Genomic DNA, 18,931 nt, shown 5'->3' with positions numbered 1-18,931 from the left:
ACTCCTTTAACAATGCGCCAGCTTGCGCTGGCGCCGAGGGTCGTTATGCCGAAGGCTGCCAGCGGTACTTGCTCAGCTCGTCATTGAGCGGCGTCTGGGCGAACACATTAGCAAAGTTGCACAGGGTTGCCAGACTGACACCGAGGATCACCTCCAGGGCATTGCCTTCGCAGTAGCCGGCTTCGCGAAACGCACCGTAGCCGGCTTCGCTGACATTGCCGCGGGTGGCGATCACTTCGCGGGTGAACGCCGCCAGGGCTTCGAGCTTCTCTTCTGGCAGCTCGCCCTTGGCGCGCAGGGCGTCGACCACCTCCTGCGCCAGCTTGGCCTTGTTCAGTGCGACGGCGGTGTGGCCGGCCACGCAGAAGTCGCAGCCATGATTGGTGGCGGCCACCAGTTGCACCACCTCACGCTCGGCGAGGCTCAGCTCGGCCTTGCCGTTGAGTGCCGAGACGGTGACGTAGGTTTCCAGCGCCGCCGGGGCGCTGGCCAGCACGCCGAGCAGGTTGGGGATGAAGCCCGAAGCCTTCTGGGCGTTTTCCAGGTAAGGGCGGGCAGCCTCTGGGGCGCTTTGCAGAGTATGGACAGTGACGCGCGACATGGAGTGGACTCCTGCTGACTGAGGGTGTGCCACAAGTCTGTTGGTTATAAGAATTACCTGCCATATTCTGCAGTCGCTATTACTTGCTCCTGAGTCTTTTCATTAGATGATTTCATCCAGCCCAGTAGTCGATTGGTTATTAGAAAGCCTTGAGCTAGACGCCAGCCTGTTCCATGTCGGGCGTTACTGCGGTGGCTGGCACGCCAGCACCCATGGCCTGGCGCGGGCCAGTTTCCACCTGATCGTCCAGGGCCACTGCTGGCTGCATATCGATGGCCAGGCCGAGGCCATTCGCCTGCAAGCGGGCGATGCGGTGTTCCTGCTGCGCGACTTCAACTATCGGCTGTCCAACGCCGAGGAGTGCGAGCTGGCCCAGCAGCAACCACGCCAGGTCATGCAGCCGCTGGACAGTACAGCCGCCGATGGCGTGGGCCTGGTGTGCGGCTTCTTTCATTTTCAGCCGGGCTTGTCGTCGCTGATCATCGAAGGCCTGGACGACTGGATCATCCTGCGCGCCGGCGACCCGGCGCTAAGCGCAGCGCGGGCGCTGTTCGAGCTGATCCTGGCCGAGTGCCAACGCCTGCCTGCGCCCTCCTCGGCCTTGCTCGAACGCTTGAGTCATTTGCTGTTCTTGTACGTGCTGCGCCAGCGGGTCAGTGACGACCAGGGCATCCGCGGCCTGGTCGCCCTGGCCCGCCACGGCAACTTTGCCAGCCTGCTCGAGCAGTTGATCGAACACCCCGAGCAGCCCTGGTCGCTGGAAAGCATGGCGGCCTGCACCGGGCTGTCGCGCTCGGCATTTTTCAAGCGTTTCAGCGAACTGGCCGGGCAATCGCCGGGGCAGGTATTGCTGGCCCTGCGCATGCGCCATGCCTGCCAGTTGCTCAAGGCCAACAACACCGTCGAGCAGGTGTGCGCGGCGGTGGGTTATCAGTCGATTGCCGCGTTTACCCGCGCCTTCAGCAAGGCCGTTGGCGTGCAGCCGGGGGCCTATCGGCGCCAACATGAGGGGCGCTGAGGCAAACAGCGTGCGGTAATCGAACACAAGCAGGCTAAGCGCCCTCAAGTCCGCCGCCGGCGACTCCGATAGCAGACCACCCACCGCCGTTGCCGCGGCAAAGCGTGGTGCTGATAACAACTCAAGGAGTACTGCCCGCATGTTCGCCGACCTGAAAATCCGCACCGGTATGTTCTGGGTGCTGTCGCTGTTCAGCCTGACCTTGCTGTTTTCCACCGTCAGCGCCTGGCGCGCGGCGGTGGGCAGCGACCAGCAGATCAGCGAACTGGACCAGACCGCGCACCAGTCGGATCGCCTGAACAACGCCTTGCTGATGGCGATCCGCGCCAGCGCCAATGTCTCTTCGGGCTTTATCGAACAGAGCGGCGGCCACAGCGACAGCGCCAACAAACGCTTGAAGCTCTCGCAAGAACTGCTGGGCAACAGCGCGCAACTGATCAGCGAGCTGGTCAGCAATGCCCAGGAGCCCACCTTTAAAGGCATCGCCGTCGAGCTGCAAACCACCTTCGGCGACTACGCCAAGGCCGTGGCCGGCCAGCGTGAAGCGACCGGCAACAACGACCTGCAGCATTACTTCAGGGTCAACACCGACGCTGGCAACGCCATGGGCCGCTTGCAGGCGCTGCGCCAGCAACTGGTGGCGGCGCTGAACGAGCGCAGCCAGCAGATCATGCTCGAATCCGATCGACGTCTGAGCAGCGCCCAGGTGCTGAGCGTGGCGCTGGGGCTGCTGACCTTGCTGCTTGCCGCACTGTGCTGGAGCTTTATCGCCCAGCGCGTGCTGCGCCCGCTGCAACAGGCCGGCCAGCACTTTCAGCGCATTGCCGGCGGTGACTTGAGCGTACCGGTGGCGGTGCACAGCAGCAACGAGATCGGTCAGTTGTTCAGCGAACTGCAGCGCATGCAGCACAGCCAGCGCGACACCCTGGGGCAGATCAGCAGTTGCGCCACGCAACTGGCCGAAGCTGCCGGTGCGCTCAACGGCATCACCGAACAGAGCTCGCACAGCCTGCGCCAGCAGGACCAGGAGCTGGAACAGGCTGCCACCGCCGTCACTGAAATGACCACCGCGGTGGAAGAAGTAGCGCGCAATGCCGTGTCCACCTCCCAGGCCGCCAGCGCCTCGAATGACCTGGCCGAACAGAGCCGCCGCCAGGTCAGCGACAACCTCGACGGCACCCAGGCCATGGCCCGTGAAGTGCAAACCAGCAGCGAGCACCTGGAGCAACTGGCCGGGCAGATTCGCGATATCGGCCAGGTGCTGGAAGTGATCCGCTCGGTGTCCGAGCAAACCAACCTGCTGGCGCTCAATGCCGCCATCGAAGCGGCCCGTGCCGGTGAAGCCGGGCGTGGCTTTGCGGTGGTCGCCGATGAAGTACGCACCCTCGCCTACCGCACTCAGCAATCGACCCAGGAAATCGAGCAGATGATCGGCCGCGTGCAGCACGGCACCGAAGCGGCGGTGGCCTCGATGCATGCCAGCACCCAGCGGGCGCAATCAACCCTGGGCATCACTCAGGCCTCGGGACAGGTGCTGGAGGGGATCTACAGCGCCATTGGCGAGATCAACGAGCGCAACCTGGTGATTGCCAGCGCTGCCGAGGAACAGGCGCAGGTGGCGCGGGAAGTGGATCGCAACCTGCTGAACATTCGCGACCTGTCGACCCGCTCGGCGGCCGGGGCGCAGGAAACCCGCGAAGCCAGCCAGGCGCTGGCGGGGTTGGCCGGGCAGCTGACGGCGCTGGTGGCGCGGTTCAGGGTTTAGCGGGGAGCCTATCGCGGGGCAAGCCCGCTCCTACAGTGGGAGCGGGCTTGCCCCGCGATACATCTAGACTTCCACCAGAATCCTGAACCCACCAAAAATCATTCGCATGCCATCAAACGGCATCGGATTCTTGTCAGGCTGCATGCGCGGGTCTTTCATCATCTTCTGCATCCCGGCATCGCGCACCTCGCGCGACGGCCAGAGGATCCAGGAAAACACCACCGTCTCATCGCCCTTGAGCTTCACGGCCATGGGGAACGAGGTGACCGTGCCATCCGGCACATCGTCGCCCCAGCATTCGATGACCTTCAAGGCACCGCACTCCTTGAACACTACGGCTGCTGCTTCGGCGTGCTTTTTAAAAGTGTCGCGGTTGGCGGTGGGGACTGCGAGGACGAAACCGTCTACATAGGACATGGGGGCACTCCTGCACGTGGGGTATGTGCAGGATGGTCGATTGGGCCGGGGGTGGATCGACAGGCTTGCACGCAAGCCCGACCGATGGTCATCGCACCCTGTGGGAGCTGCTTGCCAGCGATGAGGCCGACAGCCCCGGCTCAAAACCGCGTCGTCGCACTCACCCCGAAGGTACGCCGATCCCCGCGCGCATCCCAGGCAATATCAAACGGCAGCGGCACGCTGTCGGTCTTGTACTGCTTGTCGGTCAGGTTGTTCACGTAAGCGGTCAGGTCCAGGTCATAGCGCCCGCCCAGGTGATAGGTGGCACTGGCATTGCCCAAGGTATAGCCGCCCTGGGACACGCTGTGATCCTGCTGCGCCGTGGGCAGGAAGAAGATCCGGCTCTGGTAGCGCCAGTCCGTGCCCAGGCGCACTTCGTCACCATTTTCCAGCGGTATCCGGTAACTGCCGCCCACCGCCAGGGTCCGCGACGGCGAGCGGGCAATGCGGTTACCGGAGTAATCCACCCCACCCGACTCGAAGTCCTGCAATTCGGTATGCAGCAAGCCGAGCGAGCCATGCAGCTCCAGGTTGCTGAACGGCAAGGCCTGCAGCTCGAACTCGGCGCCGCGAATCACCCCCTGGCCGCTGTTGGTCAGCAGCGACACCACCTGCCCGTCGCGCACCGACACGGCGTTGACCTGGATGTCCGAGTAGTCGTAGTAAAAGACGTTGGCGTTGGCGATCAGGCGCTCGTCGAACCACTCGCTCTTGACCCCCAGTTCATAGGCATCGACGTTCTCCGGCGCCACCACCGAGGCCTCGGCCTGCACCTGTGCACCGCCGCTGAAACCACCGGAGCGAAAGCCCTTGGCATAACGAAAATACACCCGCGCGTTGTCGTTGAGCTGGTACTCGGGAGTGAAGTCGTAGGTGAGCTTGTTCCAGGTGCGCTTTTCGTCCTGTTCAACGCGGGTCACCAGGTCGCCGCTGTAGTGCTTCCACCAGTCGCGTTCGCTGCTGTAGCTGACCCCGTCGGCATCCGGCGCGGCGACGCGGTGCAGGTCGATGTCCTTGGTTTCGCGGGTCCAGCGCAGGCCGGCGGTGAGGCTCAGGTTGTCAGTGGCCTGCCAGGTGCTGCTGCCGAAAATCGCGAAACTGTCGGTGCGCTGGTCGATATCGGTACGGCCATAATCGGCCACGCCAAAGGCCTGGTTGTAGGGCTTGGGCAACAGGCCGTTGTCGTTGCGGCTGTCGAGCTGCTCATGGAACAGATGGGTGCCGACGATCCAGCTGAGCGGCTGGTTTTTCGCCGAAGACAAGCGCAACTCCTGGGACACCTGCTTCCAGCGGTCATCGTTAAAACCGCGGCCGAACTCGTAGATGCTCATGTTCGGGCTTTCAGCTTTTTCGTGAATATCGTCGAAGGCGGTGATCGAATCCAGTTGCAGGTCGCCCAGGTCCCACTTCAACGCCAACTGCACACCGTTGTGCTCGATGCGGTCTTCGGCCTTGCCGGTAAATGCGGCCTCATCGGTATCCGGCTTGGGTGCCGGGCCAAACAGCGTGCTGCCGCCCGGCCCCGCCCCCCAGGCGCGGGTGGCAATGCCCTGGCCTGTGTAGTCGCGGCCATGCAATTGCAGGGTGGCCTGCAGGTCGTCGTTGATCTGCGCCAGCAACTGCAGGCGCAGGGCCTGGTCGTGGATATCGCCGACGGTGTGGCCATCGACCTGGTTCTCCAGTTGGCCATCGGCGCTCTGGTCGACAAACGCCACCCGTGCGGCCAGCTTGTTGTCGATCAGCGTATCGCCATAGGCACCTTCGTACAGGCGCGAATTGTAGTTGCCCAGGTCGAGCTTGAAGTAACCGTTGGCTTTCTCGAAATCCGGCTTGCGCGAAACGAAGTTGATCGCCCCGCCGGTGGTGTTCTTGCCCCACAGCGTGCCCTGCGGCCCGCGCAGCACCTCGACGCGCTCCATGTCGTAGAGCGGAAAACCAGTGGCTACGTGAGGGTCGATATACACGTCATCGGTGTAGATGCCCACCGGGTAAACCGTGGTCGAGGCCATGTCCCCCGAGCCCATGCCACGAATGTACCAGCGCGGCCGCTGGTGCCCGGCAAACTCCGGGGCGATGGCGTTGGGCACGTTCTGCAACGCCTTGCCGGCACTGAAACCGCCGCCGCTGTCGGCGATCTGCCTGGCGCTGACCACAGAGATGGCCGAGGGCACGTCCTGCACCGACTCTTCGCGCTTTTGCGCGGTGACGGTAACGGTGGGCAGGGCTTCGGGGGCTGGCTCGGCGGCGAAGCCGGGGAGCGTGGGCAAGGCAGCGGCGATGGCCAGTAACAGGGGCACGCGGGCGAAGGGAGCGGTCATGAACGTCAATGTTCCACAAAGGGGGAAAGAGACGGGGGCTTCGCAATGGTTGTGCCAGGTGGTTAATTGATTGATTTGTATGATTTTTTTATTGATAAATTGAGATGAATGCTGCGCTACAAGCAGTGACTCAGCATAGGTTGCACGAAGATCAGCAAACCCGGCTAGGCACCGCCATACGCGTATAGTCGATTCTATGCCGACCGTACTTCCAAGAGCCTGAAGCCGTGCCCGAACTGCTGCCCAACGCCGCCTACACCCTGCGCTTCAGCGCTGTACTGGCCTACATCGACGCCAACCTCGACGGTGATCTGTCAGTAAAAACCCTGAGCCAGGTGGCGAACTTTTCGGTGTTTCACTTTCACCGCCAGTTCACGGCGTACGTCGGCGTGCCGGTCTCGCGTTATGTGCAGTTGATGCGCTTGCGCCAGGCGGCGCACCGGTTGGCGGCCAATGCAGATCTTTCGGTACTGGAGGCCGCCCTCGCGGCAGGTTTTGAAAGCCCCGAGGCGTTCAGCCGGGCGTTTCGGCGGGCGCTGGGGATGTCGCCGAGTGGCTTTCGCCGGCAGCCGAACTGGCAGGCCTGGAATGCGGTGTTCGCTATCCCTCACTTTTCCAGGAGCGTCATCATGCAGGTACGTATTGTCGAGTTTGCGCAAACCCGGGTCGCGGCGCTGGAGCACTGCGGGCCGCCCGCGCAGGTCAGCCAGAGCGTGAACCGGTTCATCGCCTGGCGCATGGCCAGCGGGCAGTCGCCGGTGGCGTCGAGCCGTACTTTTGGCATCCCCTATGGCAACCCCGATACCACGCCGGCGGAGGATTTTCGTTTCGCCATTTGTGGCGAGATCGACGAGGCGGTGGCGGCGAATGAAGCCGGCGTGCACGAGCGGCTGATTGCTGGCGGGCGCTATGCCGTGGTGCGGCATGTGGGTTCGCCCGACCATATTGCTGAATCCATCTATCCGATCTACCGCGACTGGTTGCCGGACAGTGGTGAGGAGCTGCGCGATCAGCCGCTGTTTTTTCATTACCTGAGCGTGTATCCAGAGACGCCGCAGGCGCAGTGGCAGACGGATATCTACGTGCCGTTACGCTAGAGAGGTGTATTGGGGCCTGTGGGAGCGGGCCTTGCCCCGCGATCGAGCGCGAAGCGGTCGTAACTCAGGCGCCGCCTTATGTGCTGGCTGGGCTGGCCTGATCGCGGGGCAAGCCCGCTCCTGCAATGGATTTGCAAACCCCGGCTTACCAACCGCTGAGGTCGATCACAGTGCCCACATCCGCACCCGTGCAAACTCCAGGTCCACGCTCACGCACTCACGCCCATCCACCCATTCGTCCTCACGAAGACGGCGCCCGGTAGTGGTTTCCCGCTCACCATTAGCGATCACCAGCACAAACAACCGGGTCGGGCACTCGAACGAGCGCAACCGGTCGACATCAGCACGGACCGACCAATCGCCTTCCAGGCACTTGGCTTGCGATACATCGCCCAGGCATTTGATTTCAGCAACCATCGCCGGGGCGCCACTGGCATCCAGCGCGTACAGGTCCGCTTTACGCCGCTCGCCTATCGGCAGCTCTGTCCAGATTTCAATGTTCTGTTCAAACCAGGCGTGCAGGCTGATTTCGGCCTGTATCCAGTGTTCGCGGCAGCTGTTCAGTTGCACGACTTGCTCAAGTTTCTTTTCCATTTTGCGAAAAGCGTGCTCGAACAAGGCGAGCCATTGCGGTGTGTTCATTGAGTACTTCCTGTATCCGCCGACTGGATCGCGGGGCAAGCCCGCTCCTACATGAAAACTAGCGACTAGCTAGCCGCAACGCTGATTCGCGCTTACTATAAGCCCAACTCGTATTACCGCGGCTGCTGAACCCGGTACTCACGAGGAAATGATCATGCACAGAACCCGCGCCTGGAGACGCTCCCAGGCCCGCAAAAACGGCAAGAGCAAAGCGCCAGACCCGCTGCTGTTCAAGCCTGAAAAGAACTGGAAGCTGCTCTACACCCGTGGCGACAAGTTGCTACGGGCACGCCAGCTCGGCCTGAGCTACCCCGTTCGCTCAACCCGCCAACTGTTGGATCAAGAGTGACTAACCTCCTGTTCGTCTGCAGCCGCAACCAGTGGCGCAGCCCTACCGCAGAAGCGCTCTGGCGCCGCCGCCCAGGCTTCGATGCCCGGTCGGCGGGCACCAGCCCGAATGCGCGCAAACCCATCGGCCCGGCGGACATTCGCTGGGCCGATGTGATTTTTGTCATGGAACGCAAACACCACAATCGCCTGCAGGCGCAGTACGCGCGGCTGCTTGAGCACAAGCGGCTCCATACCCTGGATATTCCCGACGATTTTCAGTACATGGACCCGGAGCTGGTGGCCTTGCTCGAAGACAGCGTCGGGGCTTTTCTAGCCGCCCAGGGTTGATGTACAAACGCTGGCAAGCGCAGTGTAACTGCACTAGCAATGCGGCGATCGCGCTACGATTCACCGACACCCACCGGACGTGCCAGCCTATGCCCGTTGACCTCCAAGCGCTGTACCCGAAACTGATCCACCTGATGCTGGACACGGTCTTCGTGGTCGACAGGGATCACCAGATTGTCTTTGTCAGTGATGCCTGCGAGGCGCTGCTGGGTTACCGCGCTGGCGAGCTGACCGGCACGCCGATCACCGACTACATTCATCCGCACGACCTTGCGGTTACAAAGGCCTCCATTGTCCGGGTCATGAACGGCCAATCCCACGTCGATTTTCGTAACCGCTACATCCGCAAGGATGGCGGCATCGTGCACATCCTCTGGGCGGCGTTCTGGTCCGAGGAGGTGGGTGCGCGCATCGGTGTGGCGCGGGACGTGACAGCGCTGCACGAGGCCGAAGCGGAGTTACGCTTTCTGGCCCATCATGATCCGTTGACGGCGCTGAGCAATCGCGCGCTGTTCAATGATCGGCTGGAGTCGGCCGTGCGCACGGCGCAGTGCCAGCAAAGCGCACTGGCGTTGCTGTTTCTCGACGTCAATGATTTCAAGGGCATGCCATGGGTGACCGCATCCTCTGCATGATTGCCCGGCGCCTGGAAGACTGTGTGCGCGAGGCTGGCACGGTGGCACGGATTGGTGGCGATGAATTCACCGTGCTGTTGCCGGGTATCGCGTCGCAGGAAGCCGTCTACGCCAAGGTGGGGCAGATTCTCGCGGCCATGGCCGAGCCGCTGGGTGCCGAGTTCGGCGCTGTCTCGATGCCGTCGTGCAGTGTCGGCGTAGCCTTTTACCCTCAGGACGCGGAGAATGCCGATACCCTGCTCAGCCATGCCGATGGCAATATGTACCGGATCAAGAAGCACCGCGCCGCGCAGCGGGTAGCTCTCAAGCAATTACCAGTCGAGTGACAACGTGAACCGTCAAAAGAAAATCAAGCAGCTGTTAAAGGCCCACGCGAAAAAGGCCAGCGCCAAACTGGCGCCCAAGAGCAAGCCTAAATACATCAGCAAGGCTGACCGGTTGAAACTGGAAGCTGAGGCCAGCGAAGCTGTCGTTTCGACTGCCGAGTGAATCGTCACCCGCTGGACTGCCATTCGATAATTGAAGTGGGGTCACCGGGCCGTTTGGGCAGCGCGGATAACGCGCGTTGTTGCCGGGTATGAAGAAATGGGCAGTGCGTGATTCAGGAACGTCGGGACTGCACATTTCAGGATGCTTCATTTAGCGAGCAAGTCGCCATTTCACCGGACTAGCAAAACAATGCAACAGCATCGCGAGCAACGACACCCAACCGACAACGGGATATTGCCCTTCCAGCGCTGAGTATTCTCCCAACAGCAACAAGTAGCCATTGTCTTGAAAGCGCAGATGGTAGGTCACAAAAAACAGGTTGAAGGCCAGGCAGCCAAGGAAGCGCCAACCGCTGAAGGCATCGCCCGACGATTTGTGTCTCAAAACAAAGGCTACAACTACTGCTGATATGGACAAGAGTACGAACAGCCCGGGAATCACTTCTGCGACTCTACGTACACTTGCTCACCGGTCATCATGTCGATGCCAACCTCAAAGACGAGCGGGCCAGAGCCCATGACCCGATGAGCCCGAGTTTTATCAGCGTCGATATAGCGGAACAGGCGCCAAGCATCAGGCTTAAGTACCATTCGCCACAACCCGTAAACTGATAAACCGATATCACTCAAGCCATAGGCCATGTTCCCGTGCACCACCCGCCCGCCCACTGACTGCGCCGTCATTTGATACGCTTTTCTGAGGGGACCTTGCGTATCTGTGCGACCTTGAATGATGTTCCGACCACTCTCATACGCGTTGTTCAATCCATGCAGCATCATGGGGGCACCTGCCAGGCCGCACAATACTCCAGCCGAGCTGTAACACAGCATCGCCCCTGTACCGAACTGCAAGGCGCCAGCGCTCAAACCAGCAACCAGTTTTGCATATTCAGTGACCTGTTGCCTGAGAAACCGATATTCGTTGTTGATTTCCTCAAGCCCGTGCTCAACGGGCTTTCTTGCCTGCTCAACATCCTCAACGACCGACTTCCCAAAGGCAGTTACTTCTCGATTGAAGCGACTTCGCAATCCTCCGTCTTCAATGTGCTGAGCGCTGATGGTGCAAGCATATTGGCTCAATCTGACGGCAGCATCGTTAACCGCCCAGAATTCGTGCGGGGTCACCTTGTGGGGTTTGCTCACTCTATCCACGGAGAGTTCGTCCACGAGGCACTACCAGTGGTAGCGGCAATATGATGAGTCCAGTTGATGTCGGTGTAACTGATTGCCAACTGTTCCTGGGAATCTTGATCGTTAAACAGAACGGAATGGGGCATTTCCATTCTTTGATCAACAATCACACCACCCCAAAGTTGAATGCTGAAATATCGCTCCTGGTTGCCACTCCTGCTGGTGCGGTAGAAGTCGAATTCGCAGTTCACTCTCTCGCGACGAGCCAAGGCTTGCGCCAGCAATGGTGTTGCCTTGTCGACGTGCTTGATGAGGACGATGGGGCGGTGCGTCGCGTACTGGGTGTTATCTACATTGGATAGGTTGTGAGAGAAAGAAAGCACCAAGATCTTGTCAAGGTGAGCGGACTGGCATCTATTGCCAATGGAGTCCAAGGATGAACAACCTGCAGAGATCAACCCTTGATGCTTGCCAACAATTGACATGTAACCATGATGCGCCACTGTGCGTACTCCTTGTAAGTAGAGTACCTAGACTATGGAAAACATGACCCGCGCGTCTGTCGGACGTTTCCGAACGTCACCTATCTGATGCGCTAAAAGCGCTCTCTATCAAAATATCCCTCAAGCATCTGCCGCGAGGTCTCAAGCATCAAGCTCAGCAATCACCTCTGCCCGGGTCGTAACCTGACGAAAGTGATGCTTCCACAGACTGATGCCCAACTGCCCCGAGCGGTCCAGCGATGAGCCCACCGTAAGGTCGGTCACCAGCGTCGGCGAGAGCCCGGCATCGAACAGCGCAAAGCCGGCGGCGAGCACGCAGGTTTCGGTCTGGATGCCGCACACCAGCACGCGCTCAACGCCGAGTTGCTTGATGTACTCGATGGTTTCAGCGGTCTGCCCGTAACCGTGCTTGATAAACACTTTATCGGCCTCGACCAGGCTTTCGTCTTCGGCCGCAGGATGCCAGCCGAGTTGCTGTTCAAACGGCGTCACCTGCTCATCGTGCAACTCGACCGAGGCAATCGTCAGGATCCGTTCTGACAACGCCCGCACGCCATCGACCAGCCACTCGGGCGGGCTGAAGGTGGACTGGACATCTACGATAAGCAAAACCTGGCGCATAACGTTCTCTTGAGCATCAATCAATGGCGCGGAGTATATCGTCCTGCAACGGCTGTTCGCCTGCCCAATGACCGCGCGCTTTCAGGCTTGCCGATAAAAACTGCAGCGCGCGCTGAAAGACCGGATGGCAATCGGCAAGGGGCAAATGCTCGAGCGCAGCCCAGAAGAATTCGAACCTGTGGCCGTGGTCGTCAAGCGTCTGATGCGTCCATTGCTCCGGCAAAGGTCCGCTCGCCTGGCACAGGTGGAACGACCAGACCTGCCCCAGATGCCCAGCGTCCCAACAGCCAAGATCATCGGCAAGGGTCGCGGCATTGATGCCAGACTCTTCGGCCAGTTCCCGCAGCGCTGCCTGGCCCGCCGTTTCGCCTTGTTCAATCGTGCCCTTTACTAGCTGCACACCCGCCAGCGGATGACGAAACAAGAGGATTCTGGGGTTCGGGGTGGCGGCAACAACCACGGCGCAGGCCTTGTTGGGGAGCATGGCGATATCCTTGTCGGCAAAGAGGGCTGCGCATCATACGCCAGCGCTTTAGCCGCGCAGCCATAGAACTTTTCTCTGTTTACCGGTCTATTGGGATACGTTCAATCGTCATTCAGAGGTTGTCTTCGCTCATGAAACTCCATGCCCCACGGATGCTGCTCGTTGCCCTGTTCGCACTCGCAGCAGCAGGCTCGGCATCAGCCACACAGATGAAGACGTCCACCCCGCTGCTGGCCCCTGAAGCCCGTGCTGTACAACCTGCGCCAAGCCCCTGGCCGAGCCTGGCGAGCATGACCGAGCAACAGCCTGGGCCATTGCTGGCCCATGACGACCGCTACCGCGATGACCACCGCTGGCACGACCGCAGGGATGATTGGCGCCGGGAAAACTGGCGCAGAGAACAATGGCGCAGGGAGCAAGCCCGACGCGAGGCCGAGCGCCATCGTTATTGGGAGCGCCACCATGACCGGGCCATGCGTTACCGTTACGAGGACGACCGCCGCTACTATCGTCGTTAGGGCTGCTCGGCGACCTCGACGTAGCTCGACTCCCCGCCCCCGCTCGCCCCCGACAACTACCGTCAACCTGATAGTGGAACAGCAGTGCAGCATGCGCTGATCCTAACCCACTGCGCCGCAAAGTGCTGGTCTTGGCGCACGCCGACGGCAGCGCGTTGGTCGCATCCCGGGGCAGGCCGGCCCCTGCACACTAAAGCTTTGAAATCCACCGCCGATATCCCTGAACACGTATGGAAACCACGGGTACCGACCATGAACCCAATCAACGCAGGACTGCGCATTGCCCCTGCATACGCCGCCCCCCAGGCGACACCGGCCAACGCTGTCAGCAGTCGCACCGATCAGCTCGCGACGCCGCCCAGTACCTCCGTCAACCTGGGCCAAAGCCCTCGTAGCGAAGATGCAGCGACTTATTCGTCGCGCGGGACCCTCGCGGTGCCGTTGCGCTATGTGCTGGAAAACGACAACCTGAACAAGCTGAGCATGAACATGATGGTGGGTGTTCAGGCCAGCGCTATCGGTTCGCGCTTCCACGGGCTCGGCGCAGCCTTGGTAAATCAACTGGTAGCCAACGGCGGCCAGTCGTTTACGCAATCGGTGTTCGCCTTCGCCGACGGCGCCCAGCCAAGCGCCGAAGCACTCAAGGTGCAGAGCAACAACCTGCGCCAGCACCCGGCCAATGCGGTAAACCTGAGCTTGACCACCGCTTCCGGTGCCACCGTGAACCTGTCCCTGGCCAGCAATGAGCAAGGCCTGGCGGTCAGCGCCGAAGTACAGGGCGGCCAGCTCAGCAGCGATGAGCTCAAGGGCCTGGCGTCGCTGGCCGAAAGTTTCCAGGGCGCCATCAACGGCCTGAGCGAGCAACCACCACGCCTGCAACTGGGCAAGCTGGCCACGCTCGACTCGACCCTGTTCAGCGCGCTGCAGATGAACGCCAAGCTGGACACGGTAAATGGCCAGCAGCTGACGTTCGACCTGACCCTGGATGACAGCGCACGCAAGCTCAGCCTGCAGGGCCCGGCCGGTAACGTACAACTGAACCTCGATACCCGCGACACTTCGCTGCTGGGTAAAAGCGCCCAGCGCCAGGCGGCGATCAGTAATTACCTGAGCCAGTTCGATGCGGCGCAGAGCCGCGGCAAAGGCGACGAGAACCTGGTGGCCCTGCTCAAGGACGCCTTCGTCCAGCTCAACAGCGCCGACGATATCGCCAGGCCAGCGACCGGCAGCATCCCGCTGCTGGCCGCCAAAGACACCGCCCTGCTCAGTGGCCTGGCCGACTTCAGCGCCTCGATCAGCCAGACCAGCCAACAGCCCAACCCGCTGCGCCCCACCGAGCTGGATCGCTTCGACTACAAAGTGTCCCAGTCAACCACGATCAGGGGTGCGTCGCCGGCGAACCGCGCGGTGCAACAGGATCAGCAAGCGAACCTGTCGGCCGCCTACCACACCAGCCTCAACCCGCAGATGGCGCTGGTCGACGCCCTGGCGACGCAGAACTACCGTTACCACGAGGTCAGCGACCAATCGAGCACCAGCACGCGCTTGCGCTACGACAAAAACAGCCTGGTCGAAGCCAGCGTCAGCCAACAGGCCAGTCGCAATGAACGTGTGCGCTCTTACGCCGATGGCGTGCTGCAAAGCGACGTGAGCACTCCGGCGTCGGTCTCGGAATCACGCAACCTGCTTGGCTTGCTCACTGACCTGTTCGAACGCGAGCGCATCTCCCAGCGTGACCGCGGCGTATCGATCCTGGAGGCACAGCTGCAGTCGCAACGCAGCCAGTGGCAGTTGCAGTCCGATCCGGCGCTGATCCGCCCGCAGGATCCCCAGCAATAGCCGTGACATTACTGGCCTCATCGCCGGCAAAACCGGCTCCCACAATGGATCTGTGCACCCCGGACCAGTGGGAGCGGGCTCGACCCGCGATCGAGTGCACAGCGCTCGCCATACAGCCGGCACACGCTTTATCCTTGCGCCTCTTTGCCCAATGGCCTTCGGAGTTGCAATGTACATTGATGTACCCCGCCGCCTGGTGTTCTTCGATAAAAGCGACAGTATTCGCCCCGCCTGCCTGACCCAGTACGATCCGGACACCGGTGCATTGACCCACCCCGTCGGTACCCAGGCCGACGACAGGGTTTGCGACATCTCCCACGATGGCCGGCGCATGGCCCTGCAAGGCACCGATTGGCGGGTGGTGCGTGGCGCCAGTCGCTCGCGCCTGAGCTTTCTTGAAGATCGCACGGCGCTGCATGAAACCGACAGGTTCCTGGCGTACTGGTCGCACCTGGACCCCAGCGGCCGGTACGCGCTGGTCGGGGTCGGCAACGATAAAAAGCGCCCGGTGGTCATCGACCTGGACAGCGGCGAATGCAGCGAACCGATCGCCCGTAATGTCGATGCCCGGTTTGGTTGCATCGACCCCGTGCAAGGCAAACTCTGGGCACCCGATGAGCGGGCCAGCAACAGTGTGCTGACGGTTGATTGCGCCAGTGGCGAGATCAACAAGATCACCCTGGTGCTGGACGCCAAGGTCAGAAGCCTGCGCTTTTCCCGTGATGGTCAATACCTGTTTGTCACCGGTGAAAACAACCGCCTGCTGTGCTGCGATCGCAACGGCGCGACATTGTGGTCCAGGGACATCGACGAATATGGTCAGGTAGGCGCCGGGACAATCCTGTTCAATGAATCCGCTACTCACCTGTGCCTGCCGATCTCGGCGACGCAGCGTTCGAATTGGGGTGAAGACATCATCCTTGCGGCTGACAGCGGCCAGATCGAAACCACGGTTGTACGCCACAAAGGCCCACCCGGCCGGCTCACCGCTGACTGGTTTGGCGATCAGTTGCTGACCCACCGTCTGGAGGTCGTGGACTTTTTCAGCGGTGCGGTCGTCGATGTGCTTGATCTGACCAGCCCCCTCTCCCCGGATAGCCCCATTTGAGATTGCCCAGCATGCTTGTACTGCCAAAGGGAGAGCGCCACGGGATACGAGTATCCCCGCGCTGGCCGTCCTCTGAAGTAGCCATCGATGAAGAAACTTTCCATAAATTGATTGAGGCCCAATCAACGCTGCCACCCGACATTGAGCTGTTGCTGGTGCGTGGGTATGAAAACAAAAACAGCCATCTGGGTTCGTTCAGAACACTCTCACGCTGGCTGGGCATCAAGGTGTTCTGCGCCTGCTACCCCGGTCGCAAGGATGAAGTCGGCGAGATATTTGGCGCCAATGGACATGACGTGGATGGCTCACATGTCGATGTCTCCATTGTGTTAAAGGGAAAAAGGCTGCGCTTTCTGCCCTTTGGCGTCTTTACCTCGCTGACTCGCCAGCGCGCACGCGCAGCGCACTACCTGGTGGTTATCGACAGGGTCAAAGACGCATTGAAACAATGCGGCTTTGACATCCATCGAAACGAAACAGAGAGCATGCAGATCCATTGCGACTACAAACCTCAGAAGTCGTAACGCACATTCATCATCACATTGCGCGGCGGCCCGTAGTGCCCGTAGCTGCCAGAGAAGCCGGCGTAGTATTTCTCGTCCAGCAAGTTGTTGAGGTTGAGGGTGGTAGAAAGATGATCGCTGAGCCGGTAGCGCGCCATCAGGTTGAACACCGCGTAGTCATCCTGGCTGACGCGACTGTTGTAGCGGCTGAAGTACAGCGAGTTGCTGGAGTTCCAGCTGGCGCCGCCGCCGAGGGTCAGGCGCTGCCATTGGCCGGGTAACTGGTAGGTGGTCCACAACCGGAAAGTGTCCAGCGGCAGCTGGCTGGTCAGGCGCTGGCCTTCGGCGTCTTCGGTGCGCGAGTGGCTAAAGCCCGCTTGCAGCTCCCAGCCCGGGGCGAGCTCACCGGCCAGTTCCAGGTCAACGCCCTTGGTCTTGGCCCCGCTGACCGCGCGGTAGGCGTCCTGGTCGGTGCCCGGCACGGTGTAGCCGGCATCCAGCTCGGCGACGTTATCGCGCTTGATCACGTAGGCGGCGACGTTGGCGTTGAGGCGGCCGTCGTAGAACTCGCCCTTCCAGCCCAGTTCATAGTTTTTGCCGACCACCGGCTCCAGCACCTTGCCGCTGCGGTCCTGGCTCGACTGTGGCTTGAAGATATCGGTGTAGCTGACATAGATCGACTGCTCGGGCGTCAGGTCATAGACCACCCCGGCGTAGGGCGTGACTTCGCCGCGTTCGGTCATGCTGTAGTCCAGCACGTAACCGGAAGCCAGGCTCTTGGAATAGTAGTGATAGCGGTAGTTGCTGGCCCGGGCGCCGAGGATCAGGTGCAGGCTGTCGCTGAGGTTGAAGCGCCCGGCGACGAAGTAGCCGCTCTGGCGGGTGTCGACGTCGTAGTCCAGCGCCGGGGCGAAGCTGTCCTTGTCGGGCTTGGGCAGTTCGTTGTTCCAGGTATTGAAGTCGACGATGGCCGAACGCCCGCTGGTGGCGTAGTGGTGGTTGACGTAGTCGAGGTAGTTGGCGCCGACGATCAGTTCATGGGTTTGCCCGAACAGCTCGAATGGCCCCTGCAAGGTGGCATCGACGGCTTTCTGGTGCTGGGTGGCTTCGGACCAGCCCTGGCTGATGGTGGCATTGCCCTCGGGGGTGATGTACGACATGCCGGTGGAGCTCTGGTAGGAGCCGCTACGGGTGTCGCGATCGACATCCATGAAGGTACCCGCGACCTTCAACTGCCAGTCGTTGGCCAGCTGCTGTTCGAGCGCCAGGCTGTAGTTGTTGGTGTCGAAGCGATCTGACGCCCAGCGCGCGCCGGAACTGGCATCACGGGAGAAATCCGTTGGCTGGCCGTTGCTGAACAGGATCGGCACCCCCTGGCCGCCGGTGGGCCGGTAGCGCTGGTGATCGATGCTCAGGCGCACCAGGGTGGTGTCGCTGAGGTCGGCTTCGAGCGCTGTGTAAAGAATGTCGCGGTCCTGCTGGTACCAGTCCATGAACGTGTCGTTGAGCTGCTTGGCCGCCACCATGCGCCCACGCAGGTTGCCGGTCGGGGTCAGCGGACCGGAGACGTCTGCTTCCAGGCGCTTGAAATCCCACGACCCGATGCCGCCTTGCACATAACCCTGAAACTCGCGGGTCGGGCGCTTGCGGATCACGTTGACCACGCCGCTGGGGTCGCCCGCCCCGGTCATCAGCCCGGTGGCACCGCGCACCACCTCTACCCGGTCGTAGATGGCCATGTCCAGCAGGGTGCTGGGCATGGTGCGGGTCTGGTTTTCCTGGTAGGTGGTGACGCCGTCGAACTGATAGGTGTTGATGGCACTGCCGCGCGAGTAGATGTTGAAGCGCTCGCCGCCGTCCTGGGACATGGTCACGCCGGGGGTCTGGTTGAGCACATCGGACATGTTGCGCAGCTGCTGGTCGTCCATGCGCTGGCGGGTAACGACACTGATCGATTGCGGTGTTTCGCGGATCGACAGGTTCATCTTGGTTGCCGTGCTGGTCGAGCCGCTGGTGTAGGAGCCCGTGCCTTCGGTGGTGGCGCCCAGGCCGGCGGCGCTGACACTGGTCGCTCCCAGCTCAAGGGCACCGGCATCCGCGGCGCGGGGTATCAACCGGTAACGTCCCTGGCCCATGACCACAGGTTGCAGGCCGGTGCCGGCCAGCACTTGCGCCAGTGCCTGGTCGACGGCGAACTGGCCGCGCAGCCCGGGGCTGTGCAGGCCGTTGGACACCTGCGAGTCCACCGCGACCATCACCCCGGCCTGCTGGCCAAACTGGCCGAGCACGCTGTCCAGGCTCCCCGGGGCGATGTCATAACTGCGCACACCGGCCTGCTCCGCGCTCGCCTGGGCAGCCATTACGGTTGGGTTGAAGGTGACCAGGGTAACACCCAGCATCAGGGCGCGAACGGCAGTGGCAAGGGGGGTAAGGCGACAACGCATCGAGACAGTCCTTGGAGAGCAGAGGTGGGCATGGCGCTGGCTGTTCAGCGCTTTCCCTTGTCTTGATGCGCGAAGCAAG

Annotated in this window: 20 protein-coding genes and 1 pseudogene; 11 read left to right on the top strand and 10 right to left on the bottom strand. The window is 61.5% G+C overall.

Annotated elements, in window-relative coordinates:
• Nucleotides 1-43 precede the first annotated feature (43 nt).
• A complete protein-coding gene (locus BLR26_RS14005; protein ID WP_093381468.1) occupies nt 44-601 on the bottom strand; it encodes a carboxymuconolactone decarboxylase family protein in 558 nt (185 codons plus the stop codon).
• A 106-nt stretch (nt 602-707) separates the two neighbouring features.
• Here BLR26_RS14005 and BLR26_RS14000 point away from each other — a divergent pair, with 106 nt between their 5' ends.
• Nucleotides 708-1,619, top strand: coding sequence for an AraC family transcriptional regulator (locus BLR26_RS14000; RefSeq protein WP_093381466.1), 912 nt, complete (start codon nt 708-710; stop codon nt 1,617-1,619).
• A 139-nt stretch (nt 1,620-1,758) separates the two neighbouring features.
• Nucleotides 1,759-3,384, top strand: a complete 1,626-nt coding sequence (locus BLR26_RS13995; RefSeq protein WP_093381464.1) for a methyl-accepting chemotaxis protein — start codon at nt 1,759-1,761, stop codon at nt 3,382-3,384.
• Between the two features lie 63 nt (nt 3,385-3,447).
• Here the strand turns inward: BLR26_RS13995 and BLR26_RS13990 are convergent, their stop codons facing one another.
• A complete protein-coding gene (locus tag BLR26_RS13990) occupies nt 3,448-3,801 on the bottom strand; it encodes a DUF1428 domain-containing protein (protein ID WP_093381462.1) in 354 nt (117 codons plus the stop codon).
• A gap of 140 nt (nt 3,802-3,941) precedes the next feature.
• Nucleotides 3,942-6,161 carry a TonB-dependent receptor gene (locus BLR26_RS13985; RefSeq protein WP_093381460.1) on the bottom strand — a complete coding sequence of 740 codons (2,220 nt, stop codon included), beginning with the start codon at nt 6,159-6,161 and terminating at the stop codon, nt 3,942-3,944.
• 236 nt (nt 6,162-6,397) lie between these two features.
• Here BLR26_RS13985 and BLR26_RS13980 point away from each other — a divergent pair, with 236 nt between their 5' ends.
• Nucleotides 6,398-7,258 (top strand): AraC family transcriptional regulator, encoded by an 861-nt coding sequence (locus BLR26_RS13980; RefSeq protein ID WP_371128678.1) that lies wholly within the window; start codon nt 6,398-6,400, stop codon nt 7,256-7,258.
• Between the two features lie 165 nt (nt 7,259-7,423).
• On the opposite strand, the gene BLR26_RS13975 is transcribed toward BLR26_RS13980, so the two are convergent.
• On the bottom strand, nt 7,424-7,900 hold the full coding sequence (locus BLR26_RS13975; RefSeq protein WP_093381455.1) for a hypothetical protein: 477 nt from the start codon (nt 7,898-7,900) through the stop codon (nt 7,424-7,426).
• A 154-nt stretch (nt 7,901-8,054) separates the two neighbouring features.
• Here BLR26_RS13975 and BLR26_RS13970 point away from each other — a divergent pair, with 154 nt between their 5' ends.
• The 4 genes and pseudogenes from BLR26_RS13970 to BLR26_RS13955 all read left to right on the top strand — a co-directional run bounded on the left by BLR26_RS13970 (nt 8,055) and on the right by BLR26_RS13955 (nt 9,702).
• Nucleotides 8,055-8,249, top strand: a complete 195-nt coding sequence (locus BLR26_RS13970) for a hypothetical protein (RefSeq protein ID WP_176794245.1) — start codon at nt 8,055-8,057, stop codon at nt 8,247-8,249.
• Nucleotides 8,246-8,578 carry a low molecular weight protein tyrosine phosphatase family protein gene (locus BLR26_RS13965; protein WP_045194142.1) on the top strand — a complete coding sequence of 111 codons (333 nt, stop codon included), beginning with the start codon at nt 8,246-8,248 and terminating at the stop codon, nt 8,576-8,578. The genes BLR26_RS13970 and BLR26_RS13965 overlap by 4 nt, the downstream gene beginning before the upstream one ends.
• 89 nt (nt 8,579-8,667) lie before the next feature.
• A pseudogene (locus BLR26_RS13960) lies at nt 8,668-9,539 on the top strand (diguanylate cyclase domain-containing protein).
• A 4-nt stretch (nt 9,540-9,543) separates the two neighbouring features.
• The gene (locus BLR26_RS13955) at nt 9,544-9,702 is read left to right on the top strand and encodes a DUF2986 domain-containing protein (RefSeq protein WP_093381451.1); all 159 of its coding nucleotides are present in this window, start codon (nt 9,544-9,546) and stop codon (nt 9,700-9,702) included.
• Nucleotides 9,703-9,852: 150 nt separating this feature from the next.
• Here the strand turns inward: BLR26_RS13955 and BLR26_RS27130 are convergent, their stop codons facing one another.
• From BLR26_RS27130 to BLR26_RS13935, 5 genes are all read right to left on the bottom strand, one after another.
• On the bottom strand, nt 9,853-10,143 hold the full coding sequence (locus tag BLR26_RS27130; RefSeq protein WP_143013272.1) for a hypothetical protein: 291 nt from the start codon (nt 10,141-10,143) through the stop codon (nt 9,853-9,855).
• Nucleotides 10,140-10,868 carry a DUF4225 domain-containing protein gene (locus BLR26_RS13950; RefSeq protein WP_256326721.1) on the bottom strand — a complete coding sequence of 243 codons (729 nt, stop codon included), beginning with the start codon at nt 10,866-10,868 and terminating at the stop codon, nt 10,140-10,142. Before BLR26_RS13950 ends, BLR26_RS27130 begins: the two co-directional genes overlap by 4 nt.
• Entirely contained in the window at nt 10,841-11,335 is a 495-nt protein-coding gene (locus BLR26_RS13945) for an Hcp family type VI secretion system effector (protein WP_093387481.1), read from the bottom strand. Before BLR26_RS13945 ends, BLR26_RS13950 begins: the two co-directional genes overlap by 28 nt.
• Nucleotides 11,336-11,476: 141 nt before the next feature.
• Nucleotides 11,477-11,956 carry an isochorismatase family protein gene (locus tag BLR26_RS13940; protein ID WP_045194144.1) on the bottom strand — a complete coding sequence of 160 codons (480 nt, stop codon included), beginning with the start codon at nt 11,954-11,956 and terminating at the stop codon, nt 11,477-11,479.
• 16 nt (nt 11,957-11,972) lie between these two features.
• Nucleotides 11,973-12,440, bottom strand: a complete 468-nt coding sequence (locus tag BLR26_RS13935; protein ID WP_093381448.1) for an NUDIX hydrolase — start codon at nt 12,438-12,440, stop codon at nt 11,973-11,975.
• Nucleotides 12,441-12,571: 131 nt separating this feature from the next.
• Between BLR26_RS13935 and BLR26_RS13930 the strand changes: the two genes are divergently transcribed.
• From BLR26_RS13930 to BLR26_RS13915, 4 genes are all read left to right on the top strand, one after another.
• On the top strand, nt 12,572-12,958 hold the full coding sequence (locus tag BLR26_RS13930; RefSeq protein ID WP_093381446.1) for a hypothetical protein: 387 nt from the start codon (nt 12,572-12,574) through the stop codon (nt 12,956-12,958).
• 252 nt (nt 12,959-13,210) lie between these two features.
• Nucleotides 13,211-14,797, top strand: a complete 1,587-nt coding sequence (locus tag BLR26_RS13925) for a hypothetical protein (RefSeq protein ID WP_093381444.1) — start codon at nt 13,211-13,213, stop codon at nt 14,795-14,797.
• Nucleotides 14,798-14,966: 169 nt separating this feature from the next.
• Nucleotides 14,967-15,905, top strand: a complete 939-nt coding sequence (locus BLR26_RS13920; RefSeq protein WP_093381442.1) for a YncE family protein — start codon at nt 14,967-14,969, stop codon at nt 15,903-15,905.
• Nucleotides 15,906-15,916: 11 nt separating this feature from the next.
• Nucleotides 15,917-16,429 (top strand): hypothetical protein, encoded by a 513-nt coding sequence (locus tag BLR26_RS13915; RefSeq protein ID WP_093381439.1) that lies wholly within the window; start codon nt 15,917-15,919, stop codon nt 16,427-16,429.
• On the opposite strand, the gene BLR26_RS13910 is transcribed toward BLR26_RS13915, so the two are convergent.
• Nucleotides 16,417-18,852, bottom strand: coding sequence for a TonB-dependent siderophore receptor (locus tag BLR26_RS13910; RefSeq protein ID WP_093381437.1), 2,436 nt, complete (start codon nt 18,850-18,852; stop codon nt 16,417-16,419). The genes BLR26_RS13915 and BLR26_RS13910 overlap by 13 nt on opposite strands.
• Between the last annotated feature and the right edge of the window lie 79 nt (nt 18,853-18,931).

Source organism: Pseudomonas sp. UC 17F4 (genome assembly GCF_900101695.1).
In the GTDB taxonomy this organism is placed as follows: domain Bacteria; phylum Pseudomonadota; class Gammaproteobacteria; order Pseudomonadales; family Pseudomonadaceae; genus Aquipseudomonas.
Note: the sequence above shows the minus strand (reverse complement) of the source record. Positions and strands in the feature narration are given on the sequence as shown.